15 protein-coding genes and 2 pseudogenes are annotated in these 20498 nt (G+C 37.2%); 5 read left to right on the top strand and 12 right to left on the bottom strand.

Going from position 1 to position 20498, the window contains the following annotated elements:
* Positions 1-460: 460 nt before the first annotated feature.
* The gene (locus MT390_RS05795) at positions 461-1459 is read left to right on the top strand and encodes an LLM class flavin-dependent oxidoreductase (protein WP_499440084.1); all 999 of its coding nucleotides are present in this window, start codon (positions 461-463) and stop codon (positions 1457-1459) included.
* A gap of 340 nt (positions 1460-1799) precedes the next feature.
* Here MT390_RS05795 and MT390_RS05800 read toward each other — a convergent pair.
* The 9 genes and pseudogenes from MT390_RS05800 to MT390_RS05840 form a co-directional block, all read right to left on the bottom strand.
* Positions 1800-2075: pseudogene (locus MT390_RS05800) on the bottom strand (type 2 periplasmic-binding domain-containing protein); the annotation flags it as partial.
* A 167-nt stretch (positions 2076-2242) separates the two neighbouring features.
* Positions 2243-3586, bottom strand: a complete 1344-nt coding sequence (gene gdhA / locus MT390_RS05805; protein ID WP_499440086.1) for an NADP-specific glutamate dehydrogenase — start codon at positions 3584-3586, stop codon at positions 2243-2245.
* 189 nt (positions 3587-3775) lie between these two features.
* Positions 3776-4069, bottom strand: a complete 294-nt coding sequence (locus MT390_RS05810; RefSeq protein WP_499440088.1) for a putative quinol monooxygenase — start codon at positions 4067-4069, stop codon at positions 3776-3778.
* 369 nt (positions 4070-4438) lie between these two features.
* Positions 4439-4762 (bottom strand): carboxymuconolactone decarboxylase family protein, encoded by a 324-nt coding sequence (locus tag MT390_RS05815; RefSeq protein ID WP_499440090.1) that lies wholly within the window; start codon positions 4760-4762, stop codon positions 4439-4441.
* Between the two features lie 51 nt (positions 4763-4813).
* Positions 4814-5002 (bottom strand): hypothetical protein, encoded by a 189-nt coding sequence (locus MT390_RS05820; protein ID WP_499440091.1) that lies wholly within the window; start codon positions 5000-5002, stop codon positions 4814-4816.
* Positions 5003-5351: 349 nt separating this feature from the next.
* Positions 5352-6464, bottom strand: coding sequence for an ABC transporter ATP-binding protein (locus MT390_RS05825; protein ID WP_499440092.1), 1113 nt, complete (start codon positions 6462-6464; stop codon positions 5352-5354).
* A gap of 10 nt (positions 6465-6474) precedes the next feature.
* Positions 6475-7320, bottom strand: a complete 846-nt coding sequence (locus tag MT390_RS05830; RefSeq protein WP_499440094.1) for a carbohydrate ABC transporter permease — start codon at positions 7318-7320, stop codon at positions 6475-6477.
* Positions 7310-8206 (bottom strand): carbohydrate ABC transporter permease, encoded by an 897-nt coding sequence (locus MT390_RS05835; protein ID WP_499440096.1) that lies wholly within the window; start codon positions 8204-8206, stop codon positions 7310-7312. Before MT390_RS05835 ends, MT390_RS05830 begins: the two co-directional genes overlap by 11 nt.
* Positions 8207-8307: 101 nt before the next feature.
* Positions 8308-9558 (bottom strand): ABC transporter substrate-binding protein, encoded by a 1251-nt coding sequence (locus tag MT390_RS05840; protein ID WP_166369039.1) that lies wholly within the window; start codon positions 9556-9558, stop codon positions 8308-8310.
* Between the two features lie 947 nt (positions 9559-10505).
* Between MT390_RS05840 and MT390_RS05845 the strand changes: the two genes are divergently transcribed.
* Genes MT390_RS05845 through MT390_RS05855 form a run of 3 tightly spaced genes read left to right on the top strand, consistent with a single transcriptional unit; the run spans position 10506 to position 15160 of the window.
* A complete protein-coding gene (locus MT390_RS05845) occupies positions 10506-13307 on the top strand; it encodes a xanthine dehydrogenase family protein molybdopterin-binding subunit (protein WP_499440098.1) in 2802 nt (933 codons plus the stop codon).
* Positions 13304-13837, top strand: a complete 534-nt coding sequence (locus MT390_RS05850) for a (2Fe-2S)-binding protein (RefSeq protein ID WP_499440099.1) — start codon at positions 13304-13306, stop codon at positions 13835-13837. The genes MT390_RS05845 and MT390_RS05850 overlap by 4 nt, the downstream gene beginning before the upstream one ends.
* A gap of 6 nt (positions 13838-13843) precedes the next feature.
* Positions 13844-15160 (top strand): c-type cytochrome, encoded by a 1317-nt coding sequence (locus MT390_RS05855; RefSeq protein ID WP_499440101.1) that lies wholly within the window; start codon positions 13844-13846, stop codon positions 15158-15160.
* A gap of 335 nt (positions 15161-15495) precedes the next feature.
* Here MT390_RS05855 and MT390_RS05860 read toward each other — a convergent pair.
* From MT390_RS05860 to MT390_RS05870, 3 genes and pseudogenes are all read right to left on the bottom strand, one after another.
* Positions 15496-15662, bottom strand: a pseudogene (locus MT390_RS05860) (nitroreductase family protein); the annotation flags it as partial.
* A gap of 103 nt (positions 15663-15765) precedes the next feature.
* Positions 15766-16884: an MBL fold metallo-hydrolase gene (locus tag MT390_RS05865; RefSeq protein ID WP_499440102.1), complete on the bottom strand. Its 1119-nt coding sequence runs from the start codon at positions 16882-16884 to the stop codon at positions 15766-15768.
* Between the two features lie 200 nt (positions 16885-17084).
* Entirely contained in the window at positions 17085-18020 is a 936-nt protein-coding gene (locus MT390_RS05870) for a helix-turn-helix domain-containing protein (protein ID WP_499440104.1), read from the bottom strand.
* A 619-nt stretch (positions 18021-18639) separates the two neighbouring features.
* On the opposite strand from MT390_RS05870, the gene MT390_RS05875 reads away from it, so the two are divergent.
* Positions 18640-20439 (top strand): sensor domain-containing diguanylate cyclase, encoded by a 1800-nt coding sequence (locus MT390_RS05875; protein WP_166369045.1) that lies wholly within the window; start codon positions 18640-18642, stop codon positions 20437-20439.
* Positions 20440-20498: the final 59 nt, after the last annotated feature.

Here is a 20498-nt window from a genome sequence, read left to right on the forward strand (position 1 = left end):
ATCTTCAACTTTCATCTGTTGACGAGAATCTACAGTTTTTTGACCATATTTCACTCAACTTTGTGCATCATTAACTCATTTTTTAATTGTAAAAGTTTTGGCTGTCTAGCATTGTTAGTTATATAGTGGTTTAGAATTTCATCATCAAATAAAATCCAGTTCAATTAATGAAGATACACATGAAAACAATACGACAAATCGCAGCATTGGCAATTCTATTATTGAGTAGCAGTGCTTCTTTGGCGCAAGATGCAATGACTATGATTCTACCAATAATTGGGATTAAAATAATTTAACCTTAAACAGTAATGAGTAAGGTGTTGATTGTGTCTTAGCCATTACTGATTCTTTTTAATTTTGTAAATTACTTTAGTCATTATCCAGTAATTACTCGAACATTAAGTAAAGATTTCACCCTCGATAAATATAAATTAATTATGCTAAGCATAAGGACATTCTGATGACAAACTATTCTATTTTAGACCTTTCGCCCATTGTTGAAGGGTCAACTGCCACTATTTCATTAAAAAACTCACTTACTTTAGCTCAACATGCTGAGCAAATAGGTTATAAGCGCTACTGGGTTGCTGAACATCATAATATGCCAGGTGTGGCTAGTGCAGCTACCTCAGTGGTGATTGGCCATATTGCCGGAGGAACTAACAGTATCCGTGTAGGAGCTGGTGGTATCATGTTGCCTAACCATTCACCGTTAGTTGTGGCTGAGCATTTTGGTACATTGGAAACTTTATACCCGAACAGAATTGATTTAGGTTTAGGTCGCGCTCCTGGAACTGATGGTAATACAGCAAGAGCGTTACGTCGCACCTTGAGCAACAATGAGCAATTTCCTGAAGATATTTTGGAATTACAAGGCTATTTTAAAGATAAAACATCATCAATTAAAGCAATACGAGCAGTACCTGGAGAAGGAACAAAAGTACCACTGTGGATCCTTGGATCTAGCCTTTACGGAGCACAATTAGCTGCACATTTGGGGTTACCGTTTGCTTTTGCTTCTCACTTTTCACCTGATGCCTTGGCACAAGCAGCACAAGTTTATCGTGAAAACTTTAAACCCTCAAAGCAATTAGCGCAGCCGTACCTTATGTTTTCGGTTAATGTCTTTGCTGCGGATTCAAATGAAGAGGCTGAGTTTATTAGAACCTCTCATCTACAAGGTTTTGCTAATGTAACCTCAGGTAGACCTAGCTTATTACCGCGTCCTGTTAAAGATATTAAAACGGTGCTAGATAGCGCGACATTTGCTCGTGTTAATCATTCGTTGCGATGTGGTGCAACAGGTGGTTTAGAGAAAGTCACAGATGAACTCTCTCAATTAATAAAAACTTATCAACCTAATGAACTTATTATTAATAGTCCTATATATAAACATGAAGATCGTTTGCGATCTTATAGTATTGCAGCAGAGGCCATAACCAATATCAATCAAGCATAAATCCTAAAGCGATATGGTATAGGTAATTTTGAATATCAATCTAAACCTGAATCAGGCTAAGTAGATCATAAAACTTAGCCTGATGCTTGTATGTGTGTTGGGAAGATTTTGGTCAATAATCATACCAATCCCAATAAATAGCTGATCTATTTTACTTGCTAAAACAACCTATTTCTTTGTTGTAAATTTCGCAAAGGGAACAACCATTTACATCAATTTACGCCTAGAACTGAATTATTTTTTCGGCGTAAAATTTAGATCACATACTTAATGGAATTGGTATTAGATAAGCTTTATCAAAAATATTTAGTCTTTAATTGATGCTAGTAGCTCCCATTACTCACGACTCAATTTCAAGTAGTGAAACTACCCATTTTTGCAGGGCATCTTCATTGTAGCGTGGGTGCCACGCGGCAATAACATCAAATGAGTCTGGCGATTGCTCTAGTGGAATTTCAATTAAATTCAAACCTTTAATTGCTCTTGAAGGTAAAAATGCAATTGAGTCGGTAGTTTCAAGATACATTGGCACAATAGAAAAACAGGGTGCTGAAACAACAACATTACGTTCTAAGCCAAATTTCTTAAACCAATCATCAATTGAGCCTTTAAAATTAGTAACACTGCATTCTGGAAAACCATGTAATAAACAAAAAGGCCGCAATAAATAATACTGCGGCCTTTTTAGTAACAATACCCCGTAATGATGCGTAAACATGTAGAGCTTAGTCACCAAGTAAAACTATACATCATCATACTCTTTTTGATCTGAGCATATCGTCGCTAAACTACACCATACGCTAGCATAGCGTCAGCTACTTTTATAAACCCAGCTATATTGGCACCTTTGATATAATCCACTCTACTTTTATCATCGCCGTGGCGCACACACTGGTTATGAATGTTTTTCATAATGCCATGGAGTTTCTCTTCCAAATCCTGTTCAGTCCAAGACATACGAATACTGTTTTGTGACATTTCTAGAGCAGAAACGGCTACACCACCTGCATTTGACGCTTTTCCTGGAGCATATAAGATATTATTATCTTTAAACAATTCAATAGCCTCGGGAGTGCATGGCATATTAGCGCCTTCTGATACCGCAATGCAGCCATTATTGAATAATAGTTTAGCATCAGTACCCGTTAATTCATTTTGGGTTGCACAAGGAAAAGCCAAATCAGATTTTATACTCCAAGGTTTTTGACCTTCCAAGTATTTACTTTCAAACAATTCTGTTGCATCAGAGAGACGTTGCTTACGGTTTATTTTCAGATCTTTTAGTAGCATAAGTTTTTCTTGATCAATTCCATCAGGCACATAAAGTGTGCCACTAGAGTCTGAAACTGTTAGCACTTTGCCCCCAAGTTGAATGATTTTTTCAGCACAGTGCAATGCGACGTTTCCTGAACCAGATACTAACGCAGACTTGCCTTTTATTGAGTGACCGGCGTGTTTAAGCATTTCTTCCATAAAATAAGCATTACCATAACCCGTTGCTTCTGTACGGATAAGGCTTCCACCAAACTCTAAAGCTTTTCCTGTTAATACACTTTCAAATTGATGAGTAAGTCGCTTATATTGGCCAAATAAATAACTAATTTCTTTGGCACCAACACCTATATCTCCTGCGGGAACATCAGTATTTGGACCTATATGGTGATAAAGTTGCGTCATAAAAGACTGACAAAATCGCATAATTTCCCTGTCAGATTTTCCTTTAGGGTTAAAGTCTGCCCCTCCTTTACCCGCACCAATTGGTAATGTAGTCAAACTGTTTTTAAATGTTTGTTCAAAGCCTAAAAACTTTAATACACTTAGGTTTACAGAATGGTCAAACCTTAAGCCGCCCTTATAGGGCCCAATAGAGTTATTAAATTGTACCCTATACCCTTTATTGATTTGAATATCCCCCTGATCATCTTCCCAAGCAACACGAAACGAGATAACTTTATCTGGTTCGGTCATACGCTCTAAAATACGTGCTTTTATATATTTAGGGTTTTTATTTATAAAAGGGATCACAGACTCTGCAACCTCTTTAACCGCTTGGTGGAATTCGCTCTCGTTAGGGTTACGTTTAATTAGCCCCACCATAAACTGCTCTATGGTTAAATCTTCATTCATTTTTAATTATTCCTATTAACATGGCAGTAGCTTACTTATAAAGTAGCTGCTGAGTTTTATCTGTTGGTATAAAAGCTTTAAAATTATATTTAATATCAAAATTTGAGAAACACCTGGTAAAAATAACATGCGATTAATTGCTCTAGCATCTCGTGCAATGCATCGCACTCTAAATTTCGGTAGTTATTACTATGCTTTAAGCTCGTCGAAGTAAGTGAGCTTTGGAGGCTCTGATACTAAATGGCTGAGAGTTTCAAGCCCTCCAGTTTCGGTTCTCCACGCTAGATATTTCTCGTTATATACTCGAGAATCCCAATTTTCTATGGTTGTTAGGTGTAAAGGGTCATCTTGATTTTGAACCAGTTTAATATCAGAACATCCATCAAATGCTTTTGTTTCTGGTATAAAAACTGCTAAAACATCTTTTAACTCTTGCAGTTTTTCTGGTTTGGCTTTTAACTCTAAAATAACTTTAATAGACATAATTTTTCCTACAATAAATTAAGTAAACAGGGGCTAACACGCTAACTTGTAACGTTTCATATAGAGATTTTATAGGGTATTTTTAACAAGCTGAAACAATAACATTTTGTTAGTGATACATGATTTATTGGTTGTAGGGGCCACTTTAACAATATGCCCTAAACTGCAAATTGATAAAACGAAGACAAGCTTAAGCACTTTGAAGTGGTAAATATTTCGAGCATAAGGTTAGTTTAAAAAGGAAAAACAAATCACTTTTTACTGCACTACGGATAATTAAAAAGCTAACCTATTTATAAAGGAAGCTTTGTCGTTACTGAAAGCTTTAAATATGTAAACCCACTAGACAGAGGTTTACACATAATTGATTTAACCTCTCAATGAAGGCTTTTTCCATTGCTTATGCTTAGCCACACTATCTAAAGGTGTTTGAGCAATAGCGTTGGTATAATTACTCATCGTTTTAACCGCAAGCCCGAGCACAACCTCTAATGCTTGTTGCTCACCATAACCAGCGTCAAAGAAAGCATTTAAAGCATAAGGTTCAATGCTCCCTCTGGTTCTTAAAAGATCTCTTGTAAAAAGGCGTAAAGCTTCTAACTTTACATCACTTAACGGACTGCCATTTATTAAAGCTTCTACATCGTCATCTGACATACCTGATTGCACTGAAAGTAGAGTGTGCCATGGCATGCAATATTCACAATTATTCTCAAAATTAGCTGCTTGGTAAACTACCTGTTTTTATTTTAATGACAAACTGTTCTGATTAAACTGATGCCAACCTACCATATAAGAAGTTAACAAAGTGGGCGCCTGCGCCATTACATCTTCAACATTAGGGATTAAACCGAAGGCTTCTTTAGATGATATCAAATTATTTTTTTTGCTTCTGGTGCCACCACATTTTGCGTTTCCAGGGTTTAAGCTCATTATCTTTGAGACTACTTCTAATCGTTTCTAATGAAATGTTTTCTAAATCAGTGAGAGTACTATAACTAGTGGACAGCCATAAACTTTGGTAGTTATGGAAAAGACTACCAAGGGCGGTAGGCTCGTTAGATGAATTAGCCGCATTTGCAGCGCATACCGGTAAAGTTGGATTGCCAGTAAAAACGAATTACGACGAAATATGCATTAATTTATTGATCTTTTTCTTTCTTTATAAGCTATTAGCGAAAGCTAAAATAGCTCCACAGATTATTGTGTTTAATCTGTGGTTAACTATTAATAGGTTTAGGCTAATAACTTAAGCATTAACAATCTACATTCAAATTAACCATCAATAAATACGTTCCTGTGTATCGGGGTCAAAAAACACTACCTTTGACATATCTAACAATAATGGCATTAATTTATCGACTTTGCTTTCTGCAGTTGGGTGGATACGACAAACCGTTTTTACACCATTTATTCTCACTGTCACTAGGGTATCTGGGCCTGTTGGTTCTATAAGTTCGACATCACAATTCAACATGGCGCTATCGGGTTTTTCTTCACCTTGCTGAGTAATTTGCTCTGGTCGAATACCCAAAATAACAGATTTGCCAGCGTATGCTTCTAATCCTTTAATACTCTGTTTAATTGGCACCTTCACTTTCTCATTGCCGCTTTCAAGAGTTATTTGCATAGTCGGCATATCACCATCCACTTTTTCAGCCTGACAAGGGATGAAATTCATTGAAGGGCTTCCCATGAAGCTGGCAATAAATTGATTACGCGGATTGTCATAAATTTCTTGTGGTGGTCCAAATTGCTGTATTTCACCATCTTTCATCACTGCGATAACATCACCCAATGTCATGGCTTCAATTTGATCATGAGTAACATAAACAATGGTGGTTCCTTCTCGCTGATGTAATTCTTTAATTTCACCTCGCATCTCAACACGTAATTTAGCATCAAGATTTGATAGAGGTTCGTCAAATAAGAAAATCGAAGGATCGCGGGCTAAGGCTCTGCCCATTGCAACACGTTGCCGTTGGCCACCAGAAAGTTGCTTAGGTTTTCTGTCCAGTAATGATTCTATTTGTAATAACTTTGACACTTTTTCTACAATCTTTTTTTGTTCTGATTTTTCCGTCTTACGAATGGTTAAACCAAATTCAATATTCTGACGAACGGTCATATTTGGATAGAGCGCATAAGATTGAAATACCATCGCAATATCACGGTCTTTTGGATCTAAGTGCGTGACGTCTCTATCTCCAATAAAAATATTGCCATTACTAACAGGCTCTAAACCGGCAATCATATTAAGCAGGGTAGATTTACCACAGCCAGATGGACCCACTAAAATCAAAAACTGACCCGGTTGTATCTCTAAATCAATGCCCTTGAGTACTTTGACTTTTCCATAGATTTTTTCAATATTCTGTATTTTTAAAGCGTGCATATAATGTCCCTTAACCTTTAACAGCGCCTGCTGTGAGTCCTTTAACGAAATACTTGCCGGCAACGATATAGACGAACAAGGTAGGTAGTGCTGCAATAATGGCAGCTGCCATATCTACGTTATATTCTTTAACACCCGTACTCGTATTGACCAGATTATTCAGTGCAACTGTAATGGGTTGTGAATCTCCTGATGAATAAACTACGCCAAATAAGAAGTCATTCCATATTTGTGTAAACTGCCAAATAACGGATACAACAATGATCGGTATTGAAAGAGGTAGAATAATACGGTGGAAAATCATCCAAAATCCAGCACCATCAATACGTGCGGCATTGACTAATTCTGAAGGAATACTGATGTAATAATTACGGAAAAATAATGTAGTAAATGCCAGACCATAAATGATGTGTACCATGATCAAGCCAGAGGTGGTTCCTGCAAGCCCAAGAAAACCTAGCATGCGCGCCATTGGCAATAGGACAACCTGAAATGGGATCATCGTACCAATCAGTAACATGCCAAAAAATAGAGTACTACCACGAAACTTCCATTTGGTCAGTACATATCCATTTAATGCACCTATTACCGTAGAGATTATGACGGCAGGGACTGCGATCAATACTGAGTTCCAGAAGTAGCCTTTCAAGCCCTCACAAGTTACTCCTGTACAGGCAGAGCCCCATGCTTTATCCCACGAATCTAAGTTCAAAGCCTGTGGCATTGATAATAGGGTGCCTGAACGGATTTCGTCCAAGTCTTTAAGCGAAGTGATCACCATAACTACGAGAGGCAATAAATATATAAGGGCGGCAAAGCCTAGAATGCTATAAATCAAAACTCTTTTAATGTTCATTATTTTTCTCCCTTAGCTCCGAATACAGATACGGGACGATAATGGTAATAACCGCCATTAACATCATCATAGAAGCTGCTGAACCCAATCCGATTTGTCCACGAGTAAAGGAAAAGGTGTACATAAAGGTAGCAGGCACATCGGTCGCGAATCCGGGGCCTCCTCCTGTTAAGGCAATAATGAGGTCGAAGCTCTTAATTGCAATATGGGTAAGTATTATAAATGCACTGAAAAATACTGGGCGTAACCCTGGAATAATTATTTTTCGATAGATAAGTGGCATTGAAGCACCATCAACCTTAGCTGCTTTAATTATATTGTCATCAACACCTCGTAAACCAGCAAGGCATAGTGCCATAACGAAACCTGATGATTGCCAGACACCAGCGATAACCACGGTATAAATGGCCATATCCGTGTTGACTAACCAATCAAAAGTGAATGATTCAAATCCCATTTCGCGCACTAATCGTTGGATCCCCAGTTCAGGATTTAATATCCACTTCCAGGCCGTACCGGTAACAATAAAAGACAGTGCCATCGGGTATAAATAGATGGTTCGAATAGCGCCTTCCGCACGAATTTTCTGATCCAGAAAAATCGCCATAAACAATCCAAGTACTAAGCAAATTACAATGAATAAAACACCGAATATAAATAGGTTTTCAGCGGCTACCCACCAACGATCATTGGCAAACAGCTTTTCATACTGAAGAAATCCTGCCCAATTATATTTTGGCAACATACGGGATGAGCTAAAGGATAACCAAGCATTCATCAACATAAAGCCATAGATAAAAATCACTGCCACAACAAAAGTTGGCGCTACGACTAATTTTGGTAATAATTCCCCTAGCGATTGACGGGGAGCGCTGGATTTATTCATAAGAAGATCGATCCTCTTAAATAGCTAAATGAGATAGCTAAAATGAAAGCCGGATACCAACTAGAAATAGCTGATATCCGGATGAATTAAAGGGTTAAACTTTATTGAGCGGCTGCGACTGCTTTTACTAGTTTTGCAGCTGCGGCTTCTGCCGTTATTGAATCTGAGTTGTAAAACTCAGTAATGGTGTCGAAGATTGCACCTTGAGTAGAAGAGAACGTAGACATACCGTGCGCCATACTAGGTAATAAGGTGTTTGCTTTAGCCGTTCTGACAAAGTCTTTTGCTGATATTTTTGCACAGTCATCAAACTTATCCATAGGTAGGTTTAAACGAGCAGGAATTGAGCCTTTATTCAAGTTGAATATCTCCTGAAAAGCAGGACTTAGTATAGTACTCGCTAAATCGTTTTGGCCTTTTTGTAGTTCTTTGTCATCCACTTCAAACATAACAAAACTGTCGATATTAAAGGTGTAATCGTTGGTTGTACCTGGTGCAGCTACACATAGATAGTCTTTACCCGGCATTTTACCCGCAGCAGTGAATTCACCTTTTGCCCAATCACCCATGAATTGCATACCCGCTTCGCCATTAATCACCATGGCTGTCGCTAGATTCCAGTCACGTCCTGGTGAGCCCGCATCGGTGTAGTCTTTGATTTTATGAAAAACTTTTAACGCCTTAATCATGGTAGGGCTATTCAATGATTTAGGATCTAAGTCAATGAATGCTTTGTTATAAAATTCTGCACCAGCGGTACCTAATACAACTGTTTCAAACGTTGTTGCGTCTTGCCAAGGCTGTCCGCCATGGGCAACAGCTGTCATGCCCGCTGCTTTAATTTTGTCTGCCGCAACAAAGAACTCATCCCACGTTGTTGGTACAGTCGCACCCGCTTTTTCAAATACTTCAGGGTTTGTCCACATCCAGTTTACACGGTGGACATTGACTGGAACGGCTACATATTCACCTTTATATTTCATTGTGTTCGAAACAACGGTAGGTAACAGATTGTCCCAATCTTCTGTTTTAGCTAGGTCATCAAGGTCAGCCAATACGCCTTCTTCACCCCACTCTTGAATACTTGGGCCTTTGATTTGGGCAGCTACAGGAGGATTACCAGAAACGACACGAGATTTTAACACTGTCATGGCACTTTCACCGCCACCGCCAGCAACAGCAAAGTCTTTCCATACATGGCCTTTCGCTTCTAACATTGTTTTCAGCTCTGCAATAGATTTTGCTTCACCGCCAGAAGTCCACCAATGCAATACTTCTACTTCTGCAGCTTGCGCTGCCACTGAAAGACCGAGTGCTAATGAAACACCTAGAACCACTTTTGAAATTTTCATATGACTTCCCTTATCAAAGAAACCTGATAGCCGTAATGCTGATCAGACTAAAAATTTACCGAATAGCCGTTATTTTTTAATGCTAAATAATGTAATTTACGTTGTAAAATAAGTGCTTTAACAACTATTTAAAATAGTCGGCTAATCAAAAGACTATAACCGAAAACTAAAATGTGTGGTGATTAAACAAACAAGAGTTGTGATATTGATGTTAATAATATCTAGCTAGTATTTGCTTTGAAATATGGAAATTTAACAATGGAAAGTGGGGGCCTGTCTTTCATTTTGAATTGATGAATGGCAGTGGAGTAGTTGGCATTGTATGGCCGGAAAACAAGCTTCTCTATACGGGTTAGCAGTGGATGCGCTGTTAAAATGCTCTGTTGCGATGATAAGAGCCATAACTCTGGTGGAATAAAATGAAATAAATCAGTGCTTATTTTAAAGTACATTATTCGTTAGCAAGTAGATTATACCTGCGGGTAAAACATAACATAATTTAAAAGGAAAGATATGAAGCTTAAAAACACCTTAAAAATACCTTTAAAATCACTCCTTAAAGATCATCAATGAAGCCAGCTTAAAAGAGAAGAAAACCACAGCCTTATCATTAAAAAGTAGATTAATTATATATTTCAATTAAAATGGTTTAGACTGTAATATTCAGCATTAACAAAGCACTACGTGGATATTTTTAATATAAAACAATCAGTAATATCTAATCGTTTTATTTAAATTGTTATCCATAGGGTTTAAAATAAGTGCTAGCTCATCACAATATATATCATTAAGTTCAATTTAAGGCTCTCCTAAAAGTACTAATATGAAGCAGATTATTTTATGTCGGGTGATTACACATAGTAAAAACTCAACATAACTTGAGTCTGTGGTCTGGATATTCATAGCATGCGAATGAAGCTTTATACTTATAAATGTAGGTAATTATAATGAAAAAATTTACACAAAGTCGCCGAGACTTCCTAAAAACAATGGTTATTGCTGGCGTGAGCGTTTCATTTGCATCACTTACTAGAGCCGCTTCTGGTAGAGAACAAAACTATTTATACAAACCTAATCAACCATGGGCGGAAGGCAATCAAGCTAAGCATCGCGTAGATGCGATTCAAAAAGTAACGGGGCAAAAAGTTTTTGCTCGTGATTTTAGAGCTAAAGACTTTACAAACTGGCCTGATAACCAATGGCATGGTTACATCGTTTGTGCGACGCAAGCAGATCATATATTCAAAGATATCAATTTAAGTTTCTTAGAAAAGCCGCCAACAAAAATCATATTGTCAGAAGATTTAATAGAAAATGATATCTATTTACCTGAGTTTCATGGTGAAGATATGTTACTACCAAAAGGTAAAACACCTCATTTCATCGGTCACCCTGTCGCTATTTTATTATTTGACCAATTTGATGATTTTAACGCTGCGAAATCACGTTTAGACTTTAACCCTAATCTAGTTGAGTACGGTGATAAAACTCCACTTTATAAACGTAATCCTTATGCATCGTGGCGAGTTATTAGAGTTGCAGGGGATAAAACTGAAGGTGTCGATATCTACTCGCCTTTTAAAGATGGGCTATTTTTTCCTGCTTATCAATTAAGACAACCTAAATGGCCTACAACCAAAAATGTGAATGGAAGTTTAAGTGAAAGAGGTATGTTTTATGCTGATAAAATAGCCGAAGATATGGCGAATCCAGATTTGCATGTAGTTGATAGACATTACCAAACACAAATTATTGACCCAATGATGCTAGAACCTGAAGCGGCTAATATTTGGTACGATGATAAAGAAAAAACGCTTCATGGAGCGGTTACCTGTCAAGACCCAACTGATTTTACTGAAATGGCCGTGCATATGGTTAAAGCCTCTAAGCAAGGTAAAGAAACTAAAAACTTAGTGCTTTATTCTGGATTTGTAGGTGGAGGGTTTGGCGCAAAAGATCATTCAGTATTTCCTTTCTATGCGTTAACTGCGAGTTTATTTTCAGATGGCAACCCTATCCGTATTGCAAATGACCGATACCAGCAATTTCAATCAGGCTTAAAACGTCATCCATTTAAGATCCATAACCAATTAGCTATCAATAAAAAAACATTGAAGATTGAATCGTTAACATCTAAATCAGAAGTTGATGGTGGTGGCCGAGAAAACTTTTCAGCAAGTGTTGCCTCTGCTGGTATGTCAGCCATGCAAGGTATATTTAATATTCCTAAAAGTGATTTACAAGCGACCGCTTTCCAATCTCGTAATGTAGCCTCTGGTTCAATGCGGGGTTATGGATCCGTTCAATGTATGCCTGTGATTGACTTGATGATCACTCAAGCAGCAGCTGAACTAGATGTGGACCCATTTGAAATTCGCCGAAAAAATCTATTAAAAACTAATGATCTTAATACGCAAGGTGCCCAAATAGATGGTGAACTCCGATACTTAGAAATATTAGATAAAGCGGAAAAACACCCTGTTTGGCAACAAAGATTTACTAACAAAAAAAGCTTTGAAGCAATCAACCCTGATAAATTATTTGGCGTAGGTTATTCACTATTATCAAAAAACTATGGCACTGGTAATGTTGGACCAAATTCGGCCGTTAATATTACAGCTGACGGCGAAATAATTCTTGAAATAGAATACATGGAAATGGGTTCTGGAGCTCAGACAAGCCAAGGCTTATTGACACATGATTTTTTTGGCCAAGCAGCTGGGGAAGTGAAGATAGCCGTTACCGAAACATGGAAAGCATTACAACTGTATGAAACAGATAACCCATATATTATCAGCCAAGAAAAACAAGATAAAATGTCTAAAGATCCTCTATGGACACCAGTTAAGCATATGGCAAGTAGTGCTTCAGACTCAGCGACCTTCCAGACAGAAGCAACAAAAGGTGCATGTAATATAGTTTATTTGTACGGTATTTTGCCTGCTGCGCGTTTACTATGGAAACTAGATACCAAATCTGATTTAAGCAATGCTAAATGGCGTGATGGCAAATTAACATTTGAAGATAATAAACCATTATCACTGAGAGTATTAGCTAAAAAGGCACATGAGAAAGGCTTAGTAACAGGCTCTGTTGCTCATACCGTTAATCGCTGGTCTTGGACTGAAGCTGAATTCGAGATTGAAGGTGATAAACGGATTCACTCATTAGACGCAGTAGCCGTTCGTTACGGCAATGGCGCAACAACTTCTAAAAAACAATCCATGGATGATCTCGGATATCATTTAATTAAACGAAATTGGGTTAAATACCCAAGTACCAGATATAACAATGCCATGGTGACTTATTACGCACCTTGTGATTGCCTCATCGAATTAGCAATCAGTAAACATACTGGCAAGGTTGAAATATTGAGTACTCACAGTGTACTTGACGCAGGACCGGTTATTTCTAAACCTATCGTTGACGGTCAAATTCAAGGAGGGCTAGTCATGGGATTAGGGCATGTGTTACACGAATACTTACCTTCATTTGAAGAAGGTGCTGGTAACGGTACATGGAACCTTAATCGTTATCACGTGCCGATGGCAAGAGATGTAAACGTTTGGACAATGACCTCTGAAATTCTACCTACATCAGATAAAACAGCGCGCCCTAAAGGCATTGCAGAAGTCGTCATGATGCCTGTTGTCTCAGCAGTTCAAGATGCTATATTTCATGCAACAGGACAACGATTCGATCAAACGCCAATTACCGCAGAACAAATTAAAAAGAGATTAAACGGATGAATTATAACGAAGTAGAATTTACCTTAAATGGCAAAAAAGTAGGTCCAACAAAAGTACCAGAAGGTACGATGATGATTGCCTTTTTACATGAATATTTAAATTTAACCGGCACTAAATTTGGTTGTGGAGCTGGTATTTGTCATGCCTGTGTAATTTTAGAAAAAACGATGACAGGGCATAACACTCATAGGACTTGTATTACTGGTGCTGCAGCCTTCAACGGCATGGAATTAACGACAGTGGAAGGGCATGCTCGGATTGATGTTAAAACACAAGAACTAGCACTGCATCCAGTACAGCAAGCCTTCATTGAAAACTTTTCTTTTCAGTGTGGTTGGTGCACTTCAGGGTTTGTTAATGAAGCCGTTGGTTATTACGAAGAATTAAAGAAAACGCCAATTGCAAAAGAACAGCTACGAGAGTCTATTGAAGCATCATTAGGGGAACATGTCTGCCGGTGCACCGGTTATGTGAAATATTATGAGGCAATGGAAACATTAATTCTTTCGCAACCTGAACTCATTAAGTAGGCGATTATGAAAAAAATTATCAGTGTCAGTTTTATTGTCATACTCGCCGCTTTACTTCTGTTTGTCTATTACGGGAGTGGACAACATGTTGAAGTTGCTGCAGAAAAAAAATCTGCATTGATATTAGAACAGAAAATAACACGGGGTAAAGCAGTTGCTTATGAAGGTGACTGTCTAGCTTGTCACACCACAGAAGGCGGTGCAGATTATACTGGGGGATTAGAATTCGAGACACCTTTTGGCCCACTGTATTCGACCAATATAACGCAGGATGAACAATATGGTATCGGAAATTATACCCGTGAAGATTTTTATCATGCCGTAAAATATGGTTATTCTAAAAACAGCGGTAACTTGTACCCTGCGATGCCTTACACATCTTATCGTAAATTAAGTGATGAAGACATGGATGCACTGTGGGCTTATATGAAAACTATCACCGGTATTCCAGCTGAAAATATAAACAATGATATTATGTTTCCTGCAAATATTCGTTTTACATTAGGCACTTGGAATCAAATGTTTTTTGATGACACTGATTTTAAAGCGGATACAAGCAAGAGTGAACAATGGAATGAAGGAAAATATTTAGTTGAGGCTTCAGGTCATTGTGGTGAGTGTCATACCCCAAGAAATTTATTATTCGCTATGAAAACAGATCAAGCATTACAAGGCCAAATCATTGAAGGTTGGAATGCAGTTGCTATCACCCCAGAAGCGCTAAAGAAAAATGGTTGGACATTAAGCTCTTTAACCGATTTTTTTGCAACAGGTAACTCTGACCAAGGTACAACGTTTGCAGGTATGAAGTTGGTTATTCAAGAAAGTTTAAGCCATTTAACGCCAGCACAACGTTTAGCAATGTCTGTATATCTATTGGATATGGAACCAGAGGAGGTAGATGCTTTACTCACATCATCTAGGGTTTATTTATCTGCTCAACAAAAGTCAGACAAAGGCTATAAAACTTATGCCGCGTATTGCTCTGGCTGTCATGGAGCCGATGGTTTAGGAAAACCCAATGCAGTAGTCGCATTGAATAAGAACTCCATCTTCAATGACAATTCTGCTTTTAATGCTATTGCAGTGGTCCTTCGAGGTCTTCCAAAACAGCAAGAAAGTTTAGTAAAAGGGTCTGTAGCAATGACCTCTTTTACAGATAGTATCTCAGATCAGGATGTTGCTAATTTAGTTAATTTTGCGAATACAACATGGGGTAATAAAATCAGTTCTGACGTCACCGCATCAAAAGTAAAAGAAGTGAGAGAACAATTAAATGAAGATGGTTATTTAAATCATATGGGAGTACAAGTGCATAATTAACCCCATTATTAAACTCACCTAATATTCTCCCTCTCTGTTATACGAGGGGGAGAAGTTCCCAAAAAATGCCGCCAAGATTTTCATTGTTCATCTGAATCTAAGTATGGATTATTTAAGCTAGATTTGTAGTATTCACTATTAATTATAGGGCTAGGGGATGAGTCGTCAGTTGAGGTTAGAATTTTCAGGTGCGTATTATCATATCATCTTTATTATTCATCATCAGCTGGTAATGAAAGACAGGCTATTTACCTAGAAGAAAGTGATTTCGAAAGATTCCTCATTTATTACTATTATTTGTTCGCAAATGTTTCATGTAGTCGTTGCTTTGCTTAATCACTTTCAATAACAATAAACTTCCACGGTTGTGTATTAACGGATGAAGTAGTCATATTTAGCGCTTCTGTGATCACAGCCATATTATAAGCAGAGATACGCTTGCTTGGGTGATATTTTTTGTTGAATAGCGGCGGTTAAGATCTTATAGGATTGGATGAACCATTTTTTACTTCAAATATTTTTATAAAAAATAAACGATAACTCACGGCGAGTTTGAAACTGGCCGTGAGTATATTGAATAGTTTACTCGAGGACCCTATACATAATTATGGGTTAAGGATCATGTTTTGCATAAACATCATGCTAAAGTTTTCTTTTGCATTTAAGCTCGCATTACGTACTTTTGGTGCCCAACGTTCAACAAATTTTGCTGCACATAACTCAGCGGCGAGATCAATCCCTTCTCTGTAGTTCCACCACTCAGAACCATCTTTATAGCGAAGTCCAGCTTCTTTCATCGTTGCATGGAAGCCATCCGATTTAACCACTTCCCACATGATCTTTTGCATATCTGCGATTAAATCTCTGTATTGTTCTAGATCTTCGTGTGTCGCAACTATTTTTTCATGTCCGGTAATGACAAATTCAAAATCAGGGTAATCATCTAATAATATTTGTGGGATTTTCCAAGTCATCATAGGATCGCTTGCTTCACCAAAATGGATCCAAGGAGCTGATTTCGCGTGGAATGTATCCGTAGCAAATAGGATTTTTTGTTTAGGTGCATAAACAACGGCATCATCATGAGAATGCCAGTTTCGGCTATAGTTTTTAAATTCTAAGCGCAGTCCACCGGTTTCAAGTACATACTCATCATCCCAGACAAGATTTGGCATTGGACGCATATTTGCTCTTTCTGCCGGTAAATCTTCATGGGCAATTTTTAAGAATTCTTCTGTTTCACGTTGTGCAATGATTTTGGCATCTTTTGCCATTAGGCCTGATTCAACATAAAGGTGCATACCTTCAGCGTGATCTCTATGATGATGGGAGTAGATTACATGAGTGATTTTTTTATCTGTTAGCTTGGGAATGAGATCTAATACACCTGGTGTTAGTTCTGGTCTTGCATCATAAACGACTACACCAATATCGGTAATAAAAAAGACCATGCTATCGAACTCATTATGAATATAGTAAGCATTGTCAGCAACCTTGTAGTAGTTGTATCCTCGCTCTGGTATGGACGTATATACGTAATCTATTGAATTATATTTTGTTTTTACCGCTTCTATATCAAATTTATCCGAGGCTTGTACATTTCCGCATAATGAAGAGAGGGCGACAATAGCGCATGCACCTAGTACATTATGCATACGTCTCGGTAACAATATTTTTAACAACCTTTTTGGCAATTTTTTTGCTATTTTTTTTGATAATGTCATTGTTCATACTCCTTTGTATTACTCGATGATTGGCATCACTAAAAAGTAAAAGCCTCTCAACAGGTATGTTTCATTCAGGAGTATATTTTCTGCCTTAGCACTGGTTCTATAAAGAGACTGAACGCATATTTTCTGGCACTTTCCGCGGTTCAATAATATAGTTTATCGATGTGAGAAAAAATTAAGTTTTTGCTTGGGATCTATTCTGGTGAGATTTGATATTTATTCCTAACTTGCTGTCTAAAAGCAAGAGGGCTCATACCTGTTTCGCGTTTAAAAAAACGACCAAAGTAGGAAGCATCTTCGAAGTTCAAACAATAACCAATTTCAGCAACAGTGACATTACTATGAGCAAGTAGTCGTTTCGCTTCAACAATAAGTTGTTGACGGATAATACTGCCCGGCGCAGATCCCGTAATAGCTTTTACCGTGTCTTTAAGATGGCTGGTAGTAATCCCCATTTTTTTTGCATAATCATGAACCCCATGTTCTGTAATAAAATATTCAGATACTAATTGCTTAAATTGGCGAACCAAAGATGATGAGGTTACAGAGCCCATTTCGGGATGGTCAATGAGATATAATCGATGGATTTTAGTAAGCAAGATATGTAGATAAGCACGTAACACAGAAATACTTCTGGCATTTTCGTGATGAAATTCCTGCTCAATGTCGGCAAATAATCCATTAAACACACTCAAGTTTTCATCTGCAACAGAAAGCCAAGGACTATCAGTTGTATCATTAAAAATGCAAAAGTCCTGAGATCGGATAATATTAGAAGATGAAAAACCTAGAAACTCCTCAGTAAAAAGAAGGGCATAGCCTTTTAATGGTTTTATCAGTTGCCAAAAATGAACTTGATCTTTTGATAGGAAAAAAAACATCGGTGGTTTAATTTGGTATGGCACAAAATCAATAATATGAATCCCTTCACCTTCGCTGATATATAACACCTCATAACAATCATGACGGTGAGGATAATTAACCACGCCAACGCCACTCATTAACTCAAATCTTGTTACTAAGAAAGGTAATTGTGGGTCCAGTAATGGGTGTGATTGTTCGAGAGCACGTTGAACTTTATCAAACGCTTCAGTGTAAGAATGTGAGGGTATATCTAGACGTTTTTTCATGAACAATCATCTTTTCGAAGAGTACACAATAAAAGCTATATTAATACAAACAGACACTATGCTCAAAAGCTTAGGACTGATTATGTACTGGTTACCCTTTATATTTTGCAAGCAGGGACTTGCGAGTTGCTTTTGTTCATTTTGGCTAACAATTTTTTATACTCTTTTCACCTGTACTCTTTTTCTCCACTTCTTATTTTACCTGCAAATAAATTAGTCGCTTAGGTTGAAAATATAGCTAACCGTTCATACTCTCATTTGGGTAAGTAATGCCATTATATTTTTTACCATAATTTTATCATTATTTATGGCCGCTTAATTAAATTGTTTGGTGAAATTATTTGGATGAATTGTTGATTGCAATCGCAATGGGCTTATCTGTAGACTCACTACATAAACCATTTTTACTCTAATCCTTAGTTTATTTTGTTGGTGAAAGTAGGGATAACAATCACGATAGCTAGTTAAGTTACTTGAATAACATTGGGGCAAGGTGAGTCGAGTTAGCCTAATATTAACGTTTATCAAAGAAAGTATTTATTTTCTCCTGTAAATAGTCGTAACAGCATGAACGTTTCGCATAAATTGTAATTTAAAGTACTGTACTGAAGAGGAATCTATGAGAGTCACTAACCATAATTATAAAAACTTAGCTGATTTAAAACAAAATTTAGATTTATCCCATGTCGATTCTAAAAATACATTAATGCAAGTTTTCAGTGGCTTGGTGACAGAAAGTGAAGTGAGACAAATTCAATCCATTATTAATGAAAAATGCAGTGGTATTACATTTATTGGTACAACGACGGCAGGAGAGATCCATAACGGACAAGTTTTTAAAAATACCATCTCGATTTCTATTATGGAGTTTGAATTCACAGGCTTTAATTCTTATTATTTTCACCATGATGATGATTATGAGCTTGGTAGAAATATCGCAAAGACAAGTTTTAAGAATGATACAAAAGTTGCCATCATCTTTATTGATGGGCTGCTAACCAATGGAAGTGAAGTTGTTGATGGCATCTCCTCAATCAATTCTAACATTCCTATCGCTGGTGGTATGGCGGCAGAAAATGGGGCGTTAAAAAACACGTTTTTATTTAATAATGAAGGTGTATACCGCAAAGGCGCTGTTGTCGTTTCCCTTAATAGCGACGTTTTAAAAGTATTTACTGATTACCAATTAAATTGGCAACCTATTGGTAAGTTTATGACGGTGACCAAGGCTGATAAGAATCATCTTTACGAAATAGACAATATTTCAGTGAGTGATATTTACAAAAAATATTTAGGTGATGCAGTTGGCGATGGATTACCGCATTCTGCAACCGAGTTTCCTTTATTAAAAATTGAAGATGATGGTATGGAAGTATGTAGAGTCTTTACCCATAAATTTGAAGAAGATGGATCGCTTCTATCAATTGGAAACTTACAGGTCGGCGACAAAGTCAGGCTGGCGTTTGGGAATGTTAATTTAATTCTTCAAAGAGCAAGAAAAAATATTCAAGAATATTCTCTTTTACAATTTGAAGCTATTTTCACCTATAGCTGTGCGTCAAGAATTGCTTTTTTACAATCTGATATTGTGCAGGAGTTAGAGCCTCTGAATTGTGTTGCACCTATTGCTGGTTTTTTTACTTTCGGTGAAATTTTTCATAAGCACGGTAAAAACAATTTTCTTAATATTAGCCTGACAATACTCGGGCTGTCTGAAAATACTAATCAACAGATCATACATACAGTGCAAAAAAATACAGTTAAAAATGAAGAGAAGAATGTTTTTAAAAACAAACACTTTATCGTGTTGGATGCGCTCACTAATTTATCGAATACTGTGATTGACGAATTAAATAATGCCAATAAAAAACTTGAAGAAGCACAAAATAAACTCACAGAACAGGCTAATCATGATTACCTTACTAATTTGTATAATAGAAGGTATTTTAATGAAGTTGCACAGGGCTTTTTACAAGTTGCTAAAAGAGAGAGTAATAATTTTAGTGTCCTTATGCTAGATATCGATAAATTTAAAGGTATTAATGATAGCTACGGGCACCTCATCGGTGATGAAGTCATTAAAGTATTATCCGCAATATTAATAGACAACACGCGAGCTGCTGATATTGTTTCAAGGTTCGGTGGTGAGGAGTTTGCAATATTATTACCCTCCACTGATAGCACCGGCGCATTGGCAATAGCTGAGAAGTTAAGGCGTGTAGTTGAAAATAACACGATAAGTATTGAACGATATAATATAAAATTTACTATCAGTATAGGCATATCGAGCACTAACTATCGCGATGATAATCATATAAGTGAAGCATTAAATAGAGCGGATAAGGCGCTTTATGAAGCCAAAGAAAATGGGAGAAATAGAACAGTTGTATTTTCAAATAAAGTTTTTTCAGATAGTTAATCGATTGACTCTGGAAATCACTTCTAAAACCTAACTGCCATACTCAAGCTCCTTTACTC

This window comes from Vibrio sp. 2-Bac 85, from assembly GCF_037546705.1.
In the GTDB taxonomy this organism is placed as follows: domain Bacteria; phylum Pseudomonadota; class Gammaproteobacteria; order Enterobacterales; family Psychromonadaceae; genus Psychromonas.

Coding starts and splice junctions, on each gene's coding strand:
- MT390_RS05870 (WP_499440104.1), bottom strand. CDS start 18,020: ATGAAAAAACGTCTAGATATACCCTCACATTCTTACACTGAAGCGTTT.
- MT390_RS05850 (WP_499440099.1), top strand. CDS start 13,304: ATGAATTATAACGAAGTAGAATTTACCTTAAATGGCAAAAAAGTAGGT.
- MT390_RS05825 (WP_499440092.1), bottom strand. CDS start 6,464: ATGCACGCTTTAAAAATACAGAATATTGAAAAAATCTATGGAAAAGTC.
- MT390_RS05845 (WP_499440098.1), top strand. CDS start 10,506: ATGAAAAAATTTACACAAAGTCGCCGAGACTTCCTAAAAACAATGGTT.
- MT390_RS05810 (WP_499440088.1), bottom strand. CDS start 4,069: ATGTCTATTAAAGTTATTTTAGAGTTAAAAGCCAAACCAGAAAAACTG.
- MT390_RS05835 (WP_499440096.1), bottom strand. CDS start 8,206: ATGAATAAATCCAGCGCTCCCCGTCAATCGCTAGGGGAATTATTACCA.
- MT390_RS05830 (WP_499440094.1), bottom strand. CDS start 7,320: ATGAACATTAAAAGAGTTTTGATTTATAGCATTCTAGGCTTTGCCGCC.
- MT390_RS05875 (WP_166369045.1), top strand. CDS start 18,640: ATGAGAGTCACTAACCATAATTATAAAAACTTAGCTGATTTAAAACAA.
- MT390_RS05815 (WP_499440090.1), bottom strand. CDS start 4,762: ATGCCATGGCACACTCTACTTTCAGTGCAATCAGGTATGTCAGATGAC.
- MT390_RS05795 (WP_499440084.1), top strand. CDS start 461: ATGACAAACTATTCTATTTTAGACCTTTCGCCCATTGTTGAAGGGTCA.
- MT390_RS05820 (WP_499440091.1), bottom strand. CDS start 5,002: ATGAGCTTAAACCCTGGAAACGCAAAATGTGGTGGCACCAGAAGCAAA.
- gdhA (WP_499440086.1), bottom strand. CDS start 3,586: ATGAATGAAGATTTAACCATAGAGCAGTTTATGGTGGGGCTAATTAAA.
- MT390_RS05865 (WP_499440102.1), bottom strand. CDS start 16,884: ATGACATTATCAAAAAAAATAGCAAAAAAATTGCCAAAAAGGTTGTTA.
- MT390_RS05855 (WP_499440101.1), top strand. CDS start 13,844: ATGAAAAAAATTATCAGTGTCAGTTTTATTGTCATACTCGCCGCTTTA.
- MT390_RS05840 (WP_166369039.1), bottom strand. CDS start 9,558: ATGAAAATTTCAAAAGTGGTTCTAGGTGTTTCATTAGCACTCGGTCTT.